The following is a 20,214-nucleotide window of genomic DNA, read 5'->3' as shown; positions in this document are numbered from 1 at the left end:
TTTAGAGCGTAGCAACGCGCCTAGTTTCACTGGAGCCGCCCCTTATGTCCCAAGCTATTCATCCGACCCCTCCGTTTGACGAAAAAAACGAGCAAACGCCCGACATCGGCGGTGGTTTGCCTGTAATTGAATATTGGGCAGAGCATACCCTATCTCCCGAAGGCCCCAAACTCTGGAAAACGCTGCTTCACCATAGCGCCTGCTTATCGTGTTCGTGGGGCACAGGGGGGCAGAAAGGCGGCTTTACCAATGAAACGGGGGAAAAGCTCCAGCGCTGCATGAAAAGCGTTGAGGCAATTTCGGCAGAAATTATGCCCGGAATTTCGACCCATTTTTTTGACACCCAACCCCTTGATCAGCTTCAAACCCTGACCTCTATGGAAGCCGATCGGCTGGGGCGACTCAGCTTTCCTGTGATTCTCCGCGCCGGAAGCTCTCACTACGAGCGCATCAGTTGGGATGAAATTTATGATCTTGCGGCAGCAGCGATGCGTAAACCTCCTGAGCGGGTGGCGTCTTACAGTTCGGGGCGATCGTCTAACGAGGCGGCATATTTGCTGCAACTGATGATGCGGGCGTTGGGGTCAAACAATTTGGCAGACTGCTCTGATTTGTGTCACGCCCCTTCAACGGCGGCGCTCAATCAGATGTTTGCGACCAAAACCTCGGTGGTGAGTTTAGAGAGCCTCAAACAGGCAGATTGCGTCGTGCTGACGGGGGCAAATTCTGCCTACAACCATCCCCGCTTGATGAATGAGTTGATCAAACTGCGCGGTGCCTCCGGCTCTGACAAAGCCAAGCGCGGCGGTAAGGTGATTGTCATTAATCCGGTAATGGAAATTGGATTGGTAAAATTTGGGTCGCCCGCCTTTCCGATCAAATCTCTGATTCCCGGATCGCCCATTTCCTCGCTCTATCTTCAGCCGGTTCCCGGTAGCGATGTTGCGCTATTTGTCGGCATTCAAAAATCGCTGATCGAGCAAGGGTTTCTCAACACTGACTATTTGCAGGCACATACGGAAGGATGGGAAGCGATCGTTGAGCAGGCTCAATCAACGGCATGGGACACCATCACCGGAACGTGCGGCGTATCGCAACCCGAAATCGAAGCGGCTGCAACGATGATAGGCACATCAAACCGAGTCGTTTTTGGCTGGGCGATGGGCATTACCCAACACGCTAATGGAGTTGATAACGTCTATAGCATTGTCAACACAGCGTTGATCACGGGAAACGTTGGCAAAGAAGGTGCAGGAGTCATGCCTGTGCGAGGACATTCTAACGTGCAGGGATTTGGGTCGATGGGTGTGACTGCCCACGGGTTGAAGCAGGAAATGCAGCATGCCCTTGAAACGCTGTTGGGGCGCTCTCTCAGCCGCGTTCAGGGGTATGATACTCGTGCATTGATTGAGGCGGCAGATGAGGGCAAAATCGACTCGCTGATTTGTTTGGGGGGAAACCTCTATGCTGCCAACCCCAACTCAGCGCAAGCAAAACGGGCGATCGGCAACATTGAAACCGTGATTTATCTTGCAACCAAGCCGAATTTAGGACATTTTCACGGTTTAGCAAAGCACAACACAATCATTATTCCGGTGCTAAATCGGTTTGAAAATCCTCATAAAACCACTGTTGAATCGGGTAATAATTTCGTTCGTCTAAATGATCAAGGAAAGACCCACTTAACAACGGCTGATCTGATCGCAGAAGTAGAATTTTTAACAGAACTAGCTCATCGAGTTCATGGTGATTACCCGGTAAACTGGCGCAAATTGCAAGATACAAAATATATACGGCAGTTAATCGGTGAGACGGTTCCAGGCTACGAGAAAATGAAAACGATCGATCAGACGGGCGAAGAGTTTACGATCGCAGGGCGCATTCTCACAGAGCCAAAATTTGCAACGCCATCAGGCAAAGCGTCAATGTTTACAACGCCACTGCCCACGCTGACCTTGCCCGACCTAAGCGACTGGAACGTACCCACCACGCAGGGGTTAGTCTTAGCGCTGATCACGGCTCGTAGTTATTCTCAGCACAACACGGTTGTTTACAAAATTGGCGATAAATATCGGGGAATGCCGCACCGAAATTGCATTCTGATGAACTCGCTTGACGCAGAGCGAGCCGGTCTTCATCAGCATCAGCGCGTCACGGTGCAGGGAAATGTCGGCAAGTTGAAACAGGTTGAAATTATTTACGGAGCAATTCGTCCGGGGGCGGCGCTGATGTTTTACCCAGAAGTTAATGTTATCTTTAGTGCCGATATTGAGCAGCGATCGGGGACGCCTGCCTTTAAGCGAGTTCCGGTGGCGATTTATGCTGAGGAAGGAGTTGTTGCCTGAAATGCGATCTAATTCTCGCTAATTCTCGATGGATGGCATTCCCATATGCGCTTGAGTTGAACGCACCCCATGACTAAACCGTCCCTCAATCCGTCCCTCAATCAAGGTTGGATTTACCGCGATCGCATTACTGCCCCCGTCACGCTGCTCGACTACTACGCCACCCGCTACACCCATTCATCGCGGCAAGATTGGTGCGATCGCATCCAATCCGGTCTGATTTTTGTCGATCATCACGCCATTCTCGATCCGCAAACCCTACTTAGCGCAGGGCAAGTGCTGTCTTATCACCGTCCGCCGTGGGTTGAGCCAGACGTACCGTTTGATGTCGCAGTTCTCTATGAAGATCACGATGTGTTAATTCTCTCTAAACCTTCAGGGCTGCCTGTTTTGCCCGGAGGTGGCTTTCTCGATCACACACTGCTCGGATGGCTAAAGCGTCACTACGACGATCCCCCAATACCCATGCATCGATTAGGACGGGGAACATCAGGAGCAATGCTGCTGGCAAAAACGGAGATTGCTAGATCAAAACTGGCGCAAATGTTTCGCGATTCTACAATCCTTTCTGGGACGAGTCGCGCCATTCAAAAAATCTATCGTGCCTTAGCCACCAGAACCGACCAGCCCGATGCCTTCACCGTGACACACCCGATCGGCAAGGTTACCCATCCGACCTTGGGATATCTCTACGCCGCAACCAGCACTGGCAAAGCCGCAATCAGCCATTGCCGCGTGCTAAGGCGCGGGCGCATCCCGGATACGACCTTGCTAGAAGTGATCATTCCCACCGGCAGACCTCATCAAATTCGGATTCATCTCGCTACCGCAGGCTACCCTCTGTGGGGCGACCCGTTGTATGGCGTTGGAGGCATGACTAAAGCATCGGTTCCGGGCGATTGTGGCTACTTCCTTCATGCCTATCAAGTGAGCTTGCCCCATCCCACGGGAGGATATCAGCTAACCGTCACGGCCCAGCCTCCAGACGTGTTGAGCTAAATCTGGCTAGTAGATTGTTAACGTTGAGTGGATGGGTAAATGGGGGGATGAGCCGATGGGCTAGATTCCTTCCCGACCCATCCACTCTCCTACTCTCCCACTCTCCACCCTCTACTCCTAACCCCTTACTTCCACCTTGACAGACCACTAGCGGGTTTCCATGTGCCATGAAATCCCATTGGAATCACTTCGGGCAATGCTAAGCGGCAAACAGGCTCATCGTTTAAGCGATCGCTATCAAAAACCCAGACTTCGCTGGTATCAGTATTGCCATCGTAAACAACAGTGACAACCCAACCTTGATCTAAATCAACGGCATCGGGCGCATAGAGCGGCTCCACGGCATAGCGATGTTCGCCTAAGTCAGCTTCTACAAGGTCGCCTGTTTGCTGATCGAACCGTGCGATCGCATCAAATAAACCTGTACTCAAATCTCTCGATCGTCGCACTGAAAGATAGGTATGCCGCCACAGTTGCCCCACATCAGACGGGTTGACGCTGGGAAACTCGCAGTCACGATCAAGAACTTTATTCATAGCGATTACCGTTCCTGAGAGCGGATTCAATCGGATTTGCCACAGCGATGAACCCGCTTTTGTTTCCGTATTGCCAGTAGAAACCTCTTTCAAAAACTGGTTTGTGTCAAAACTTTCGTAGCGAGCAACGTTGACGATCGCATTTCCATCCGTATCGATCGCACCATTGCCAAAGTGCCACTGATACCATGGTTCTGTTTCGCTTTGGCTGACTATTTCCAGTGAATCGCGATCGATCACTAAAATATGCGTTCCTTTTTCTGGTTTCCATTCCAGCGAATCGCTAAACCCTCTCAGGCGGGACAACACCAGCAACGGATTCAACCGCACAGGTGAGATCAAAAATAGCAAATATCGCCCTGCCATGACAAAATCATGCACTAGGGGAAGCCCCTCTAATTGAATCTGATTTTGCTGCCTCAATTTACCGGTCATATCGACACGATACACATTCAACACCGCGTTTTGCCCAAAGCTCACCCCAAAGTTATAGCTATCTCCAGTTTTTGCATCCCGTTTGGGATGGGCAGAAAACGGCATCGAAGGCGACAGTCCACCCAAATCATCCAAGCCTCGCGTCTCTAGAGTTTCTAAATCTAACGCATGAGCGTGCCCCCCTTCCCACAGCGCTAGGACGCGATCGCGCATTGCCAGCACCGACGTATTCGCAGCATTTTTTGGAGGTTTGGTAAACCGATTCCAAACGGCTCCGGGAGGCAGCATTCCATAGCCGCCATAAATAAAGTGCCCCGCGTGTTCTTCTTCCTGAAATTCTTCGCTTTGTACGTAGCGATAGACACCCATTGCGCCTGCGTCTTTAAAGTGGATGCCCAGCACTGCACCATCACCATCAAACCAGTGCGCCACTCGCGTATTCCCTCGTTCTAGCCGCGCTGGGCCATTCCGATAGAGTGAGCCTCTTAGCCCTGGGGGAATGGCTCCAGATAGCACCGATAGCGATGTGGGAGCAAACCCTTTTGCGGTGTGCAAAACCGAACCTGTCCAGTCTTTAGGTTGTGTTGCGATAACCATAAAAATCTAGCTCCTGGAATTTTATGAGGGTTGATTGATTTAATCGATTAAAAATGTGAGAACCAACGCCTGTTTGCTATGCAGTTAATCTGTGCAGTTAATCTACTGTGCGACTAATCTACTTGCGGTGAATGGCACTACACTGAATTATAGTCAACAATTTGTATATGTCAATAATTGCATATGCAATTAATTGCATTAAAATATGTCACTTTCTCACGCAATTCTGGCACTCATTCTCGATACTCCTTGCAGTGGTTACGATCTAGCCAAAGACTTTGATCGCGCTGTCAACTTTTTCTGGAGCGCCAGCCATCAGCAGATTTATCGAGAGCTTGCCAAGTTAGAGGAGCAAGGTTGGGTGCAGGTCGAAGCGATCGCACAACTCAACCGACCCGGTAAAAAACTTTATTCCATTACTGAGGCTGGAAAAGCACACTTGGCGAAATGGCTGACCCAGCCCAGCGACGTGATGCCGATTAAAGAAGAACTGCTTGTAAAACTTTGGGCAGGTCACCTGCTGGAACCTGCAATTCTCAGCGAAGAAGTCAAGCGACATCGGCAGTTTCATGCAGATAAGCTGGATGGGTTCATGGACATTGAGCAGCAGTTTTACTCCAGTCCAGCCGACCTGAGCCTTCAAGCAACCTATCAGTATCTCGTTCTTCGTCGCGGCATTCGATACGAACGCGATCGCATTGCTTGGTGCGATGAAGTCCTCGAACTGATGATGAATCACCCGGATGTCAAGAGCTTCTGATACAATTACGGGCGTCGTTCATATCAGCACGTCTCTTGAGCCAGTCGATTGATCTCCCTAAAGTCGATGATTTTTTACAAGAACTCGCCACGATTCAGCAAACGGGTTCTAAGCGGATTGCTCTATTAGGATCGCGCCATGTTCCGATCACTCATCAGACGTTAATCGAGTTGATGAGTTATGCACTGGTTTTAGAAGGCAATCGAATCATCACATCAGGGTCAACCGGAACCAATTTTGCTGCAATTCGTGGTGCTTTGCGTGCTGATCCCAGTATGCTGACAGTGATTTTGCCTCAAAGTATGGAGCGCCAACCGAGTGAGTCTCGTACTCAGTTAGAAAGCGTGATGCACTTGGTTGAATCGCCGGAAAACAACAGCCTATCTTTGGCAGAAGCCAGTGCTTTGTGTAATCAAGAAATTGTGTCTCGCTGTCAACAACTGATTAGCTTTGCATTTCATGACAGTCACACGATTTTGCGAACTTGCCAGGATGCGGAAGATCAACGCAAAATTGTAACGACATTTTATTTTGACTAAAGAACTCATGGCGCTGTTTGGTTTATCTGTCCCCACTATCTTGTTGAGCGCGATCGCGGCTACTGCGGTTCTCGTCTATCTGCCGTTTGTGTTGGTTGCTGTGGCTCGTGTTCAGGCGGGCTATAGCCAAGAAATGATGGCAACCCCTCGCGCTACGATCGACAAACTGCCAGACTACGGCAAACGGGCAACCTGGGCGCACCAAAATTCTTGGGAAGCGTTTTCGTTGTTTAGTGTTGCGGCACTGATGGCCTATGTGACACAACAGAATTCAGCAGTCGTGGCATGGAGCGCGATCGCGTTTGTGCCAATTCGGTTTTTCTACTCAGTGTTTTACGTTTTAGATATTCCCGTGCTGCGATCGCTGATGTTCGCCCTCGGTTCAACGTGCATTATTACCTTGATCGGGTCGAGCATCACCACCACTCTTCAGTAACATGAATAGCAGCATCTGAAGTAACAGCGCCATTCGTGAGTTCCTTTAACCCCTGTTTTTTCTATGGCTTCTACATTTTCGTTTGATATCGTCAGTGAGTTTGATCGTCAAGAACTCGTCAACGCCGTGGATCAGACCAAACGAGACGTGGGCAGTCGCTATGACCTCAAAGACACAAAAACTGAAATTGACTTAAATGAAGATGCGATCGTCATCAACACCGATAGCGAATTTACGCTCGATGCGGTTCACAACCTGTTGCAGCTAAAGTCATCAAAGCGCAATCTATCGCTCAAGATTTTTGACTACGGCAAAGTCGAATCGGCGAGCGGCAGCCGTGTTCGTCAAGAAATCAAGCTTAAAAAGGGCATCAGCCAGGAGATTGCCAAGCAAATTACGAAAATTATTCGGGATGAATTTAAGAAGGCTCAAGGCTCGATTCAGGGCGATGCGGTGAGAGTGTCGGCAAAATCGAAAGATGATTTGCAGGCAGTGATGCAACGGATGAAACAGGAAGATTTTCCGGTGGCGCTGCAATTCACAAATTATCGATAATATTTTAACCTGGGTAGGCGCGATCGCGCTCTTGGCGTTTCCAAAGACTTGCTCTTTTATATCTGAATATCTGTTCATATGTTACGATAAAGTAGACCCTCAGAAGGATAAATTATGGCTACTGCAACTCAAATGAAATGCGCCTGTGAACCCTGTCTTTGCATCGTTAATCCAGAAAGTGGCGCAACTGAAAAAGACGGCAAATATTATTGCAGCCAAGTCTGCGCCAACGGGCATCCCGATGGGCACGGCGACTGTGGACACAAAGGCTGCACTTGCTAACCGCAACAAAGCTCGAAAATAAGGCTCCAGGAGGACAAAATTGTCCTTCCAGAGCCTATTTTTTGGGGCAAAAATTACCCGTTTTATGATGCCAAATTAATCTGTAAATCCTACAGATGTGCGACCCAACCCCTCCTGACTAAGGGGAGATGCCGTAGGCAGGGGGGTCGAGGATCTGTCGCCGTGAAACATCAATTTGGTATGAGATTTAGTAGTTGTGAGATGCATGGGTTGTTTAGATCTCACGCCAGAGGTCACGACAGATAAATCCTATCGGTCGATTCAGATCCTATCGATGTCGGATGATCAGATCGTCTCCACTGACAGAAACCTTGGTAATTTGGCGAATCCCAAACTGGTTTAAGACAGGCTGTACAGCATTAGCAACCCGACTTTGCAACGCCGGATCATTTAGACGAGCGCGGACTTGAGTTTCAACCAGCGATACGATCGTGTTTTTATAGCCAAATAACGGGTTACAAATATCTACCCCAAAAATATTGCACGCTCCCGTTGCTTGAATGTTGGCATTAAAGCCAACCTGGGTCACAGCATAGGAGAGCCGACCGTTTGAGGCGATCGGGCGCAAAAACACATCCATCCGAGCATTATTAATCTCTACATCGGGGACACCGTTATCCCCCAAAGACGCCAGCGCGCCTGTGTGAAATCCTTTAATCTCCCGTCCTGCGCTCTCCATCAACAAACTCAGCTTGAAGGTCGGGCGTTGCCAGCCCACTTGCAGCGAATTGAGATTCCAGTCTTGCACATAAAACTTGGCATCCCCCATGTCTGGACAGAAGAAACCACAGTCTAAATCTTTGACGCCTTCTGGAACATTAAAGCGAAACTCATTTCCACCCAACGTTTGTGGCAAACGGACAAATGAATCGTTGGGTTTATGCCAACTTTTTCCGCGCTTGGGTCCAAAGTTATTCAGGTGAAGTTGCGTTCCCCTAATGGCATTGTTCACCAGAGGCACAATCAACTGGGCAGGAACCCGCACATCTTGCCCTGGTGGCTCAGGTTGAGGGGGCACAGGAGGTCGGGGAGGGCGTCCATCACAGATGGGAGGCGGGTTATCTCCGCTACAGTCAGGAATTGCTCTTACGGGACTTTGAGGAACCCATGCGATCGCACTAGCAAGGCTCATCGCAGAAGCTGCGCTCAAGGCAGCAGCCAGCAAAGAATGTCGAGACATGTCAGGAACTCCTTTCTCAGGGTAGAGAAGGGGAGCCGCCTGAAACCGATGGCGGAATGGCGAGCAACAATGCGTCTTGAGTTCGTTGGTCTAGCGCTATAAAAACCTCTCAAGGGAGTTGCAAATCTCCCCTACAGTTCAAATCATACGGGAAGTCACAGAGTCCTGACATTACCCCAGAGGGTAATTCTTCACCAAAGGTTTCACCTAGAGCTAAGGAGGCGATATCACATCTCCCCCTTAGCTCTACGTTAAATCTTCGACAGTACCGCTTTTGCAGCTTCGATCGTGCGATCGATATCTTCATCTGTGTGAGCCAGCGACATAAAGCCCGCCTCAAACTGCGATGGCGCAAGATAAATGCCCTGCTCCAACATGCCACGATGAAATCTGCCAAATTTCCCTAAATCGGACTTCTTCGCATCCTCAAAATTGTGTACCGGACCTTCTGTAAAGAACAGCCCAAACATACCGCTCACCGAACCGCCACACGCCGCATGACCCGTTTCTTTCGCCACCTCCAACAGCCCAGAAACTAGGCGAGAGGTAACGCGATCGAGGTGTTCATAACTTCCGGGCTGACGCATCAATTCCAACGTTTTGATTCCGGCTGTCATCGCTAACGGGTTGCCCGACAGCGTTCCCGCCTGATACATCGGTCCTGCTGGCGCGACCATTGCCATAATGTCCTTGCGCCCACCATAGGCACCCACTGGCAAGCCGCCGCCAATCACTTTTCCAAGGGTCGTCAGATCCGGCGTAATCCCAAATCGGGCTTGTGCTCCGCCGTAGGCAATCCGAAAGCCGGTCATCACTTCGTCAAACACCAGCAGTGCCCCATGCTCGCGAGTGAGTTCCCGCAACCCTGCCAAAAAGCCTGCTTCTGGCACAATGAAACCCGCGTTGCCCACCACCGGTTCTAAAATTAGACCCGCAATTTCCCCCGGATTGGTCTCAAATAATTGACGCACCGCATCCAGATCATTGTAAGGAGCAGTCAGTGTGGCTGCCGTCGTTGATTTGGGCACCCCCGGAGAATCGGGCAACCCCAGGGTTGCCACACCAGAACCCGCTTTCACCAAAAACATATCGGCGTGCCCGTGGTAGCAACCCTCAAACTTGATGACCTTTTCCCGCCCCGTAAAAGCACGCATCAGGCGCAAAACCGCCATACATGCCTCTGTTCCAGAGTTGACGAACCGCACCATCTCGACGCTAGGAACTGCATCGATCACCATTTCAGCCAACACATTTTCCAACGCACAGGGCGCACCAAAACTCGTGCCTTTTTCGGCGGCTTCCTGAATAGCTCGAACGACGCTAGGGTGAGCATGACCGCAAATTGCTGGTCCCCATGTGCCTACATAGTCAATATATTGGTTGCCATCGACATCCCAAGCGTAAGCCCCGTTGACGCGATCGAAGACGATCGGCTGCCCGCCTACCGACGTAAACGCCCGCACCGGAGAACTGACTCCACCTGGCATTAAGTGCTGAGCCGCCGCAAAAATCTCTTCTGATTTAGCTGTTTTCAAAGTACCTGTGATCAAGGCTCTCTCCTTATTCAAATTCTGAAGATATTCCGAAGGACAGGCGCATTTCCTGCCCAAAGCCGCAATACTGAAAAATTATCTCACTTCTTGGAGGCGGCTAGAATGTCGTACCAAAGCAATCGCGACTTGCCCGAAAGTATTCGCGACCAGCTTCCTGAAACTGCACAACACTTTTATAGAGTAGCGTTTAACTCAGCGCTTCAGTGGTATGGAGAGGAGGCAAAAGCCCATCAAATTGCGTGGAGTGCGGTGCGAAATCAAACGGTTAGCATGAACAGTGCTATCTCGTGAAATTGGGTTTGTGTTAGGGCATTTCATAACGATTACATTTCTTAACCATCTTTTTCTAACTTAATTTTCTAGTTATCAGATTCAATAACACAACAATTCTGAATCGATCTGAAATTTAAGGCGTTCTGCTAGAGAATGCCTTTTTTTAATCCTGAGAGTTGGGAAACTGTCCCGAAAGAGGTAGCATAATTGGGATCTTGCTGAGAAGCGGCATATGAAACTACAGACGGGTGCAACCCTTCAGAATGGGAAATACCTGCTCAGTCAAGCGTTGGGGGGTGATGGGGTTGGGGCGACGTATCTTGCGACCCAGACGTTGCTCAACCAGGGAGTTGTAATTAAGACCCTAGATCCCAGTTTGCAGATTACCCGCAGTTTTCCGCAACTCAAAGAGAGGTTTATCGAAGAAGTCCGGCTGTTAGCTAGAACTCAGCATCCCAGCATTGTCCGCGTCTTAGATTTTTTTGAAGAAGATCAGCTTCCCTGCTTGGTCATGGAACTTATCTCAGGTAGAGGGTTAGCAACGCTGGTGTCTACAACCGGAGCGCTCCCAGAAGCCGAAGCGATTCATTATGTCCGGCAAGCTGGATCGGCACTCAGCGCTGCCCACGCTCATGGACTGATTCACCGAAATATTCAGCCGCGATCGCTGATTTGTCGCCAAGGAACGAATCTTGCGGTTCTGGTTGGATTTGGGTTTGCCCATGATTTAGCCAGCGCCAGTTTGCCTGCCGCTCCTGCGAATCCGTTTACCCCAAGTTGGGAGGTTGAACGCGCGATCGCCATCGATCGCTATGGTCTCGCGGCAACCCTGTACTATCTATTATCTGGGCAGTCTCCGATGGCGCAGATGTCCCTCGATCAGCACCCCTGGAGCGACACGACCAAAGAAGCCATTTTGCTGGGCATGAATCCGGTGATGCAGTCTCAACCTGTGGAAGATTGGCTGCGGATCTTACCCAATACAACGCTGCCATTAGTCGGAACGTCGCCCGCCTTTGAGTGGACGGCTCCGCCTCGTCCTGCGCCATCACCCCCGGCGATCGTTGGTGATGGGCTGCCCAACGTGATCGAGCGCAAAGCCGTTGAGCAAGATGTCCCAAACCGCGTAGAAATCGGCGTAGAAAGAACCGTAAACAGACCGCTTGTGCCCCCTCCCCCACCGCCGCCGCTTAAAATCACTCAACCCACGGCAACCCTCAACGGGTTCTCAACCCCTCCCCCGCCGTCTATCGTCACCCAGCCTCTGACTCAACGCCCCATCGCTACTTACACTGGAATGCGTCGCCACTTTCCAAAATTTTTGATCCTCACCGGGGCATCTGCGATCGCCCTTGGCTTAGGTTTTGGCTTAGCTTTGCGAATCAGCGCTGCCAAAGCACCTGGAGCAAGTATCTTCCACCCCGCCCAAACCTTCCGCGATCGCGACTGGAAAGGCACGCTATCTCCTGAGGTAGATCTGTCTGATATTCCCGTCGAGCAGGCTCCGGGAAACTATGGCAGCAAGCCTCCCATCACCACAGATTGGACTATTCCAACCAACTCGCTAGACACTCCGGCATCTCGTTTGGCTCCTCCTGAGGTTGACCTCAGCCCAGAAATGGAGCCTACGTTGCCTCCTCGCCCAGAAACGTCGCCACTGCCAGATCCCGATGTCCTGGATGTCGCTCCCCCTATAGAAGAGCCAGCCTACTCGCCGCCAGAGCTTGCTCCCGTTAGACCTATCCCGGCTCCCCTTGCGCCGATTGACCCGTTGCCGATTCAGCCTGTGGCTCCCGAACCTCCTACCAATGCCCCGGTTCCCCCTGCCAACGGCGCTTCTGGATCGAGCCAACGCGACAGTGCCCCCGATCCACCCTTCAACTAAAATCGTTCATCAAAATAGCACTGCTCAGCGTTGGGGGTGGACAATACCGCTCTTCCTTGTCGCCGCTCGCTCTTTCCTCGCTAGGAACAAGTTATAATTCGGGTAGCGCGCTGAAATAATTCTTATGAATAATAGTTCTTTACTTCGTGCCTTTTTTGTGGGTCGAGCGATCGCAGAAGTGGTATACGAGCAAGTTGAAGCCGGGGTGACAGAGGCTCTGAGCGAGCTAGGCAAATTTGACGCAGAGCAACGAGAAAATCTGCGAAATTTTGTAGAAGATGTGATGGATAGAGCCGCCCGCGAACAAGCGATGCAAACTCGCTCCACGGCAACTTCAACCCCAGGGGGAACCGCCGTTGACTTTGCCGGGGCACCATCGAGCGATCTGCAAGCCACGATCGATGATCTCAGAGCCGAAATTGCCGAACTGCGATCGCAGCTACAACTCTATCGCAGCCGCTCAGAACAGCCATAAAGCTAATTCTGCCGCAGGGATCTAGGCAGTCCCTTTACACCCCGTTGATCGTCAAGCCAAAGTTAGTTGGAAAGTCGAGTGTCTGTTTCTTCTAATGACTCCAGCCCCTCTCAGCAATCGGTGGAGCCGCCTGTGAGTTCTGACTCGCAGCTTGGACATCCCACAGCCAATGGCAAGCACTTGAGAGCAGCGCCCCGCACCGAACCGGGGTCGCACCTCATGCTGAGCAAGCGTCCTCCAGAGCAACCGTCATCCCCATCCGATTTGCCGATTCCTGAGCACCCCGCTCCGCCCGATCCCGACGGCTCACCCTCGAACCGCCAAACCCGGATGAAACCCCATCGCCCGAAAGCCTATCGCTGGAGCCGCGAAAATTATTCTAAGCAGCGCCGATATATTGATATTTGGTCGTTTGTGCTTAAGCTACTGGCGGCTCGATGGCTCTACAACAAGTCTTGGAGCTATCAGGGAGGTATGACCGATGCCAAGAAAGCGACTCGACGCAAAGCATTAGCCAGTTGGATTCGAGAAACCTTGCTCGACCTTGGACCAACCTTCATCAAGCTAGGTCAACTGTTTTCTACTCGCGCCGATTTGTTCTCAGTCGAGTTTGTTGAAGAACTGTCTAAACTGCAAGACCGAGTGCCTGCATTTAGTTATGAACAGGTTGCAGCAATTATCGAGCGAGATTTAGGCAAATCGATCGAAGAACTATACCGCAGCTTCGATCCGATCCCGCTTGCGGCTGCCAGCTTGGGTCAGGTGCATCGATCGCAGTTGCACTCTGGCGAAGAGGTCGTCGTCAAAGTTCAGCGTCCGGGGCTACGAAAATTATTTGAGATCGACCTTCAGATTTTGAAGGGCATCGCTCGCTATTTTCAAGGGCATCCAGAATGGGGCAAAGGGCGCGACTGGCTCGGCATTTACGAAGAATGCTGCAAGATTCTTTGGCAAGAAATCGATTATTTGAACGAAGGGCGAAACGCAGATACCTTCCGACGCAACTTTCGGGGGCATGATTGGGTACAGGTTCCGCGAGTCTACTGGCGCTATACTTCTCCACGGGTTTTGACCTTGGAATACCTACCAGGAATCAAGATCAGCCATTACGAAGCTTTGGAAGCGGCAGGGCTTGATCGCGGTCGGTTAGCCAACCTCGGCGCTGAGGCTTATCTTCATCAGTTGCTCGATAATGGCTTTTTTCACGCCGATCCCCATCCGGGAAATATTGCCGTCAGCCCAGATGGCAACCTGATTTTCTACGACTTTGGCATGATGGGGCAAATCCAGCCCGTTACCCGCGAGCGATTGCTAGATACCTTTTTTGGGATTGCTCAGAAAGATGCTGATCGAGTCGTGCGATCGCTGATCGATCTCGGTGCGCTTGCCCCAGCCAATGATATGGGCCCGGTGCGCCGCTCGGTTCAGTTTATGCTGGACAATTTTATGGACAAACCCTTCGAGGAACAGTCCATTTCAGCCATCAGCGATGATCTCTATGAGGTTGCTTATGGTCAGCCGTTTCGCTTTCCAGCAACATTCACCTTTGTGATGAGAGCTTTTTCCACCCTTGAAGGCGTGGGCAAAGGGCTAGACCCAGAATTCAATTTTATGGAGGTTGCAAGACCATTTGCAATGCAGCTTATGACCAATGGAAATTCTTCATCAGAAGCCGCCGGAAGCATCATTAACGAACTAAGTCGGCAAGCTGTGCAGGTGGGCAATACGGCGTTTGGGTTGCCGCGCCGCATCGAAGACACGCTCGATAAGTTAGAGCGGGGTGATATTCGGGTGCGGGTTCGCTCTACAGAGACCGATCGCGTGCTCCGGCGGATTAGTGGTGTTAACTTGGGCACAAATTACACACTGCTGACCTGCGCGTTTACCCTCTCGGCAACCATTCTATTTGTAAGCAACTTTGCCTGGGTGGCGGTGATCCCCGCGATCGCTGCCTCGCTCAGTGGAATTGCCCTGATTCGGTTGATGATGAAGCTCGATCGCTACGATCGTATGCCATGACCCGCTCGAAGGTGTGAGTTCAACAATTCTTTTCTACCCTGGTACGAATCGAGTTGAATAGTTGTGAAGGAACCTGATTCCTTTTCTTGTATTCAACGCTTGTTTCTACCTGACATCTAACCATGAAACGCCTTTTTACTGGGATGACAGACACCGGATTAGTGCGGTCTGCCAATCAAGATGCTTATGTTGTCGATCCGGATGGGCGCTTTTTTATTGTGGCAGACGGCATGGGCGGGCATGCCGGAGGGCAAGAAGCAAGCCGCATTGCGACAGAGGTGCTGCAAACCTTTCTCACGACCCACTGGGCGTCTGGAATGGGGTCTGAACAACTCCTGGAAAAGGCATTTTTAGAAGCCAATCAAGCGATTTTAGACGACCAGAAACGGCATCCAGAACGTGCTGATATGGGTACGACGATCGTTGTATTGGCGTTTCGAGAAGAGCAGCCTTTATGTGCCCATGTTGGAGATTCTCGGCTCTATCGGCTCCGAGGCGCGAAATTAGAGCAGTTGACCGAAGATCATACGTGGGTAGCCCGTGCGGTGCAGCTAGGTGAATTGACCTGCGATCAAGCGCGATCGCATCCGTGGCGGCATGTGCTGGCACAATGTTTGGGGCGAGAAGACCTTCAAACTATCAAGATTCAGCCGATAGACCTCCAACCGAGCGATCGCGTGCTGCTCTGCACAGACGGACTCACCGAAGAACTCTCGGATCAACTCATTGCCAATCAGCTAAAAGCGATTCGGGTGTGTGAAAAAGCGGCGGTGGCTCTGATTAATGCGGCTAAAGACCGAGGCGGACGAGACAACATTACTGTCATCATTATTGCTATCGATACTGCAAAATAGGGCAGACCCTAGCCCCCCTTCATGGCTAGAAGCGTTGATTTTTTGCCCTAGTGGTCTGTCAAGGTTGAAATGAGGGACTAGGAGGAGAGGGGGAGTCTAGTAATCGGAACCATCTACCCATTCACCTATCAACTCAACGTTGACAATCTACTAGCCCTATTGGATAAAGCTGACCTTGGTGCGATCGCGCTTCACGTAACATCGCTACGTTCATTTTCTGGCTCTTTACGAAAACGTCTTCAGGGCAAGCACCAAACCTGGGGTACCTGAGCAAAATTTGCAGTTTCAATGGCTTCTCATCCGTAGGGTTCATCATTCGTCAAGTTCCCTTCTACTACGGGTAGATCCCTTCTTCTCTCTAATTGCCAACCTTGGATTAGGGATTACAATTTCAAGTTACCCTAAGGGGGGTATGGTCATTTTGTCAAATGCTTGTTATCTTTGTTAACAACAAGCGATAAGTGCCTTCCCACACTGGGCATTTCTCAAGAATCGCCACCGCTTGTGGAGAATCCACCGTTGACAATATCAGCGATTGGGTCTCTAATCTGTCTACTCTCTTACACTGTCGTCTACTCTCTTACATTGGAGATTGTTATGAGTCAACCTGTAGAGCTTAGCTTGGAACAGCAATTCAACATCCGTTCATTTGAGACTCAAGTGCAGAAGATGAGCCGCGAACAAGCCCAAGATTTCTTGGTCAAGATGTACGAGCAAATGCTAATGCGCGAAACGATGTATCGTCACTTCCTGAAGCATCAATGGGGTTTGGAACCTGAGATGCCGTAGTCGCAACCCATCAGTCAACCCATACCTGCATGGGCGACCTCGAACTCTTGCTTTGTTCTTGCGAGAAAGAAGCTGGGGTGTGGGGCGTTCAGCACCTCACAGTTAGCACCTCACAGTCAACCCTCTTGTCAATGGCGCGAGTCTGCCATCCTTTGCCCAACTGAATAAATGCCGCTTTGTCGAACTTTTTAACCAGCGACTTATCTGCGCCCTTGCTTGTTGCAGAGCAATCCTTTCAAACCTCTATTCAAATCTCTATGAGTTCTGACGCATACTGCGAAAGTAGGGTATCCAGAGTGTGGAGATTGAATTTCAGCAACTGCTTGAGTAGATTTGGGCTGAACCCGCTAGCATAGTATTTTATTTTTGTTGGGTTGTTGCTTCCTGTGACCTTGAAGTAAGGAGAGAGCAACCCTTGAGGCAACCAACGTTAGTAGCGATCGCACTTCAATCTCTTAGCTGATCTGAAAACTAGAGAATGTTTTGGTTTTGCCAGGTTTCTCAAAATCGTATGGATGCGCTTACTCCAAGATTACGCTCTGTGTCGATCGGGCTAAAGCTGGGGAGCTTGTTTGTGCCATTCTGTCGCCTGCTCATAAGCATGGGCAACCTGAAACACTTGGTCTTCTCGCAACACATTTCCAATAATTTGTAACCCAATAGGCAACCCTTGGGAGTCAAACCCGCAGGGAACGCTCATTCCAGGTAAGCCTGCTAGATTAACAGGAATGGTCATTAAGTCAATAAGATACATACTGAGCGGATCGGCAGATTTATCCCCACTTTGAAAGGCAGTTGTCGGTGCAGTTGGAGATACCAAAACATCTACGCTTTCAAACGCTTTCTCAAAATCTTGTTTAATCAACGTTCGGACTTTCTGAGCCTTGAGGTAGTATGCGTCATAATACCCTGCGGATAGGGCATACGTTCCGATCATGATGCGGCGTTTGACTTCTGCGCCAAAGCCCTCAGCACGAGTGCGAGTGTACATATCCATTAAATCTTCGGCATTTTCAACGCGCGTACCGTATCGCACCCCGTCATAACGCGCTAGATTTGCAGACGCTTCAGACGGCGCAATGATGTAGTATGCGGCAATCCCGTAGCGAAATCGAGGGCAGGAAATTTCCTGAATTTCGGCACCGAGCGCTTTGATCTGATCGATCGCGGCTCTCACCGCTTTTTCTACGTCAGCATCTAGCCCTTCGCCAAAGGTTTCGGTAATAATTCCAACTTTTTTACCTTTGAGATCGGGGGTGAAAAATTGGGTGTAGTCAGGAATTTCCACCTTCAAGCTTGTGGAATCTTTGGGATCGTAACCCGCGATCGCGCCTAACAAAATCGCCGCATCTTCTACCGATCGCCCAAACGGGCCGATCTGATCGAGCGACGAGGCAAACGCCACCAAGCCATAGCGTGACACTAAACCATAGGTCGGTTTCATCCCAACAATGCCACAAAACGACGCAGGCTGCCGAATTGAGCCGCCCGTGTCTGAGCCAAGCGACACCACGCATTCTCCACTTGCCACGGCTGCCGCCGACCCGCCCGACGACCCACCCGGCACCCGCGACACATCCCACGGATTGGCAGTTTTTGCAAACGCAGACGTTTCAGTCGAGCCGCCCATCGCAAACTCATCAAGATTGGTTTTGCCCATCATCACCGCACCCACATCCTGAAGCTTCTGCGTCACCGTAGACTCGTAGGGCGGAACGAAGCTTTGCAAAATATGAGACGCGCAAGTAGTGGGAACGCCTTGGGTACAGAGATTGTCTTTGATGCCAATGGGAATGCCTGCCAGTAAAGGAATCGCCTCTTTGGCAGCGAGTTTGGCATCTACTCGGCTGGCTTGCTCTAAAGCGCGATCGCGCGTCACATGCAGAAAACTATGTAAGGTTGGCTCTAGGGCTTGAATCTGTTCGAGCGATGCTTGAGCAATTTCCACAGCCGATCGTTCTTTCCGAAGGAGTTGTTGATGCAACTCGCGAATGGATGCCATACACTGTCCCTTTTTAGTTAGCACGTTTAAAATAACAGCCAGAATAACAGTATAGGGGTGTAGCGTGTTTTTGAAAAAGCAGAGCCGAAGAGGCAGGCGGCTCTTCCCAACCCGCCGCCTATTTGAGCTATATTTCAGATGCACCACGCGCAACCAACAAGGCTGGGGACGATGAGAACAATGAAACACCTTGCAGGAGTAGTGTTGCTGAGTTTGGCACTATTTAGCTGTTCGGGATCGGTCAACGCAGACAATGCAATCAACCCTCAAATGGAGGAGCAGGTTTTACAGATTATTCGCAAGCATCCAGAAGTAATTTTAGAATCGGTGCAAGCGTATCAGAAGCAACAACAAGACGACCAACGCAAAGCACAACAGTCGTTTATTCAAACTCTACAGCAGAATCCGAAAGTGGTGATTGGAAAATCGCCAACTAAAGGTGCAACACAAAGTAAAGCGGTTTTGGTAGAATTTTCTGATTTCCAATGCCCCTACTGTGCAACCGCTTCAAAAACGCTGAAACAGTTCATGACAAAGCATAGTAGTAACGTAACCTTAGTCTATAAACACTTTCCGTTAACCAGCATTCATGCTCAGGCGTTGCCTGCTGCTAAAGCCGCATGGGCAGCCGGAGAGCAAGGGAAGTTTTGGGAGTTTCACGATGCGCTGTTTGCCCAACAACAGAAGTTGGGAGAAACGTTCTACGTCGAGACGGCTAAAAAGCTGGGCTTAGAGATGGAGCGGTTTAATCGCGATCGCACGGGTCAAGCCGTCGAAACTGCGATCGCTGCCGATGTTGACCTCGCCGAAAAACTTGGCATCGAAGGCACGCCCTTTTTTGTGATGAATGGGCGCACTTTCTCTGGGGCGGTTGAGCTAGCTGAGCTTGAAACCACTCTGGCTCAAGTGAAATAAACCTGCCTGACGATTTAAGCCGATCTAACAAAGACGATGACCCTAAAACGATTGACCGCTTTACTCTCTGTTCTACCCACGCTGATCTTGCTACCCGCCGTGGCTCAACAGCCGCCAAAACCCACTCCCACCCCAAAGCCTCCACAGCAAAGCCGCATCTACGCGCCCATTCCCCTTACCCCAGGGCAAGAAATCAGCGATCGCTTGTCCGAATCTGATATTCCAACGGGTCAAGGGAATTTTGCGCGAGATTACTCAATTCAACTGCAAACCGGGGATCAAATTGCAATCGATTTAGTCTCCGACAATTTTGATACGATCGTCGCGTTGATGACAAGTCAGGGGGCGACCGTGGCTGAAAACGATGACGGCCCAGATGGGACAACGAATTCGCTGCTGTTTACCCGCATCACCAAAACGGGGGAGTACGTCGTTCGGGTTAAGGCATTTGGAGAAACTCCGGGTGGGTTGTTCAAGCTAAAACTCACAAAGCTAAAGCCAACCAATTAGCGTCGCCGCTTTCCTGCTGATGGCGATCTGTTGGATCGTCAACTCCTCAACCTGCTCAACCCCTAACCTGCTCAACCCCTAAAATTAGAGGGCATGGAGTAGAAACCAAAGGTTAACCTATCTGAAACAACTGCATTACCCGCTCAGCCGCATCGGTGAATCGAGCGGGTGCGATTTTAGTTGCCCATTAAATCCGCATAAAATTTGGGTCTGACCTTTATTTATATCGCCACCTAGAATGAATCATTCCACGA

At 50.5% G+C, this 20,214-nt stretch carries 19 protein-coding genes; 15 read left to right on the top strand and 4 right to left on the bottom strand.

Features of this window, described 5'->3' with window-relative positions; genetic code table 11:
* Positions 1-44 precede the first annotated feature (44 nt).
* Entirely contained in the window at positions 45-2,345 is a 2,301-nt protein-coding gene (locus GS601_RS13095) for an FdhF/YdeP family oxidoreductase (RefSeq protein WP_162423737.1), read from the top strand.
* A gap of 69 nt (positions 2,346-2,414) precedes the next feature.
* Positions 2,415-3,344, top strand: coding sequence for an RluA family pseudouridine synthase (locus tag GS601_RS13090; RefSeq protein WP_162423736.1), 930 nt, complete (start codon positions 2,415-2,417; stop codon positions 3,342-3,344).
* Positions 3,345-3,469: 125 nt separating this feature from the next.
* Here GS601_RS13090 and GS601_RS13085 read toward each other — a convergent pair whose 3' ends face one another.
* Positions 3,470-4,912: a carotenoid oxygenase family protein gene (locus GS601_RS13085; RefSeq protein ID WP_162423735.1), complete on the bottom strand. Its 1,443-nt coding sequence runs from the start codon at positions 4,910-4,912 to the stop codon at positions 3,470-3,472.
* A 205-nt stretch (positions 4,913-5,117) separates the two neighbouring features.
* Between GS601_RS13085 and GS601_RS13080 the strand changes: the two genes are divergently transcribed.
* From GS601_RS13080 to GS601_RS13060, 5 genes are all read left to right on the top strand, one after another.
* Positions 5,118-5,672, top strand: a complete 555-nt coding sequence (locus GS601_RS13080; protein WP_162423734.1) for a PadR family transcriptional regulator — start codon at positions 5,118-5,120, stop codon at positions 5,670-5,672.
* A 35-nt stretch (positions 5,673-5,707) separates the two neighbouring features.
* A complete protein-coding gene (locus GS601_RS13075) occupies positions 5,708-6,211 on the top strand; it encodes a DNA recombination-mediator protein A (RefSeq protein WP_162423733.1) in 504 nt (167 codons plus the stop codon).
* Entirely contained in the window at positions 6,204-6,647 is a 444-nt protein-coding gene (locus GS601_RS13070; RefSeq protein WP_238393249.1) for an MAPEG family protein, read from the top strand. Before GS601_RS13075 ends, GS601_RS13070 begins: the two co-directional genes overlap by 8 nt.
* A 63-nt stretch (positions 6,648-6,710) precedes the next feature.
* Positions 6,711-7,202, top strand: coding sequence for a YajQ family cyclic di-GMP-binding protein (locus GS601_RS13065; RefSeq protein WP_162423732.1), 492 nt, complete (start codon positions 6,711-6,713; stop codon positions 7,200-7,202).
* A gap of 114 nt (positions 7,203-7,316) precedes the next feature.
* Positions 7,317-7,484, top strand: coding sequence for a metallothionein (locus tag GS601_RS13060; protein ID WP_162423731.1), 168 nt, complete (start codon positions 7,317-7,319; stop codon positions 7,482-7,484).
* A 289-nt stretch (positions 7,485-7,773) separates the two neighbouring features.
* Here GS601_RS13060 and GS601_RS13055 read toward each other — a convergent pair whose 3' ends face one another.
* Complete coding sequence (locus GS601_RS13055) at positions 7,774-8,685, bottom strand: hypothetical protein (RefSeq protein WP_162423730.1); 912 nt, start codon at positions 8,683-8,685, stop codon at positions 7,774-7,776.
* 251 nt (positions 8,686-8,936) lie between these two features.
* Positions 8,937-10,235: a glutamate-1-semialdehyde 2,1-aminomutase gene (hemL, locus tag GS601_RS13050; RefSeq protein ID WP_162423729.1), complete on the bottom strand. Its 1,299-nt coding sequence runs from the start codon at positions 10,233-10,235 to the stop codon at positions 8,937-8,939.
* A 105-nt stretch (positions 10,236-10,340) separates the two neighbouring features.
* Here hemL and GS601_RS13045 point away from each other — a divergent pair, with 105 nt between their 5' ends.
* The 6 genes from GS601_RS13045 to GS601_RS13020 all read left to right on the top strand — a co-directional run bounded on the left by GS601_RS13045 (position 10,341) and on the right by GS601_RS13020 (position 16,533).
* On the top strand, positions 10,341-10,529 hold the full coding sequence (locus GS601_RS13045; protein ID WP_162423728.1) for a ChaB family protein: 189 nt from the start codon (positions 10,341-10,343) through the stop codon (positions 10,527-10,529).
* A gap of 214 nt (positions 10,530-10,743) precedes the next feature.
* Complete coding sequence (locus tag GS601_RS13040) at positions 10,744-12,396, top strand: serine/threonine-protein kinase (protein ID WP_162423727.1); 1,653 nt, start codon at positions 10,744-10,746, stop codon at positions 12,394-12,396.
* Positions 12,397-12,520: 124 nt separating this feature from the next.
* Complete coding sequence (locus GS601_RS13035; RefSeq protein WP_162423726.1) at positions 12,521-12,871, top strand: DUF6825 family protein; 351 nt, start codon at positions 12,521-12,523, stop codon at positions 12,869-12,871.
* Between the two features lie 78 nt (positions 12,872-12,949).
* Positions 12,950-14,890, top strand: a complete 1,941-nt coding sequence (locus GS601_RS13030; RefSeq protein ID WP_338017030.1) for an ABC1 kinase family protein — start codon at positions 12,950-12,952, stop codon at positions 14,888-14,890.
* A 122-nt stretch (positions 14,891-15,012) separates the two neighbouring features.
* A complete protein-coding gene (locus GS601_RS13025) occupies positions 15,013-15,744 on the top strand; it encodes a PP2C family protein-serine/threonine phosphatase (protein WP_162423725.1) in 732 nt (243 codons plus the stop codon).
* Positions 15,745-16,341: 597 nt separating this feature from the next.
* Positions 16,342-16,533, top strand: coding sequence for an NblA/ycf18 family protein (locus GS601_RS13020; protein WP_162423724.1), 192 nt, complete (start codon positions 16,342-16,344; stop codon positions 16,531-16,533).
* Between the two features lie 553 nt (positions 16,534-17,086).
* On the opposite strand, the gene gatA is transcribed toward GS601_RS13020, so the two are convergent.
* Positions 17,087-18,535: an Asp-tRNA(Asn)/Glu-tRNA(Gln) amidotransferase subunit GatA gene (gene gatA, locus GS601_RS13015; RefSeq protein ID WP_162423723.1), complete on the bottom strand. Its 1,449-nt coding sequence runs from the start codon at positions 18,533-18,535 to the stop codon at positions 17,087-17,089.
* Between the two features lie 180 nt (positions 18,536-18,715).
* Between gatA and GS601_RS13010 the strand changes: the two genes are divergently transcribed.
* On the top strand, positions 18,716-19,450 hold the full coding sequence (locus tag GS601_RS13010) for a DsbA family protein (RefSeq protein ID WP_238393248.1): 735 nt from the start codon (positions 18,716-18,718) through the stop codon (positions 19,448-19,450).
* Between the two features lie 36 nt (positions 19,451-19,486).
* Positions 19,487-19,960 carry a PPC domain-containing protein gene (locus tag GS601_RS13005; RefSeq protein WP_162423721.1) on the top strand — a complete coding sequence of 158 codons (474 nt, stop codon included), beginning with the start codon at positions 19,487-19,489 and terminating at the stop codon, positions 19,958-19,960.
* Positions 19,961-20,214 lie beyond the last annotated feature (254 nt).

This window comes from Myxacorys almedinensis A (genome assembly GCF_010091945.1).
In the GTDB taxonomy this organism is placed as follows: domain Bacteria; phylum Cyanobacteriota; class Cyanobacteriia; order Leptolyngbyales; family Leptolyngbyaceae; genus Myxacorys; species Myxacorys almedinensis.
The sequence above is the reverse complement of the archived record's forward strand: the minus strand, read 5'-3'. Positions and strand labels throughout refer to the sequence as shown.

Coding starts and splice junctions, on each gene's coding strand:
- GS601_RS13095 (WP_162423737.1), top strand. CDS start 45: ATGTCCCAAGCTATTCATCCGACCCCTCCGTTTGACGAAAAAAACGAG.
- GS601_RS13090 (WP_162423736.1), top strand. CDS start 2,415: ATGACTAAACCGTCCCTCAATCCGTCCCTCAATCAAGGTTGGATTTAC.
- GS601_RS13085 (WP_162423735.1), bottom strand. CDS start 4,912: ATGGTTATCGCAACACAACCTAAAGACTGGACAGGTTCGGTTTTGCAC.
- GS601_RS13080 (WP_162423734.1), top strand. CDS start 5,118: ATGTCACTTTCTCACGCAATTCTGGCACTCATTCTCGATACTCCTTGC.
- GS601_RS13065 (WP_162423732.1), top strand. CDS start 6,711: ATGGCTTCTACATTTTCGTTTGATATCGTCAGTGAGTTTGATCGTCAA.
- GS601_RS13060 (WP_162423731.1), top strand. CDS start 7,317: ATGGCTACTGCAACTCAAATGAAATGCGCCTGTGAACCCTGTCTTTGC.
- GS601_RS13055 (WP_162423730.1), bottom strand. CDS start 8,685: ATGTCTCGACATTCTTTGCTGGCTGCTGCCTTGAGCGCAGCTTCTGCG.
- GS601_RS13045 (WP_162423728.1), top strand. CDS start 10,341: ATGTCGTACCAAAGCAATCGCGACTTGCCCGAAAGTATTCGCGACCAG.
- GS601_RS13040 (WP_162423727.1), top strand. CDS start 10,744: ATGAAACTACAGACGGGTGCAACCCTTCAGAATGGGAAATACCTGCTC.
- GS601_RS13035 (WP_162423726.1), top strand. CDS start 12,521: ATGAATAATAGTTCTTTACTTCGTGCCTTTTTTGTGGGTCGAGCGATC.
- GS601_RS13025 (WP_162423725.1), top strand. CDS start 15,013: ATGAAACGCCTTTTTACTGGGATGACAGACACCGGATTAGTGCGGTCT.
- GS601_RS13020 (WP_162423724.1), top strand. CDS start 16,342: ATGAGTCAACCTGTAGAGCTTAGCTTGGAACAGCAATTCAACATCCGT.
- gatA (WP_162423723.1), bottom strand. CDS start 18,535: ATGGCATCCATTCGCGAGTTGCATCAACAACTCCTTCGGAAAGAACGA.
- GS601_RS13010 (WP_238393248.1), top strand. CDS start 18,716: ATGAAACACCTTGCAGGAGTAGTGTTGCTGAGTTTGGCACTATTTAGC.
- GS601_RS13005 (WP_162423721.1), top strand. CDS start 19,487: ATGACCCTAAAACGATTGACCGCTTTACTCTCTGTTCTACCCACGCTG.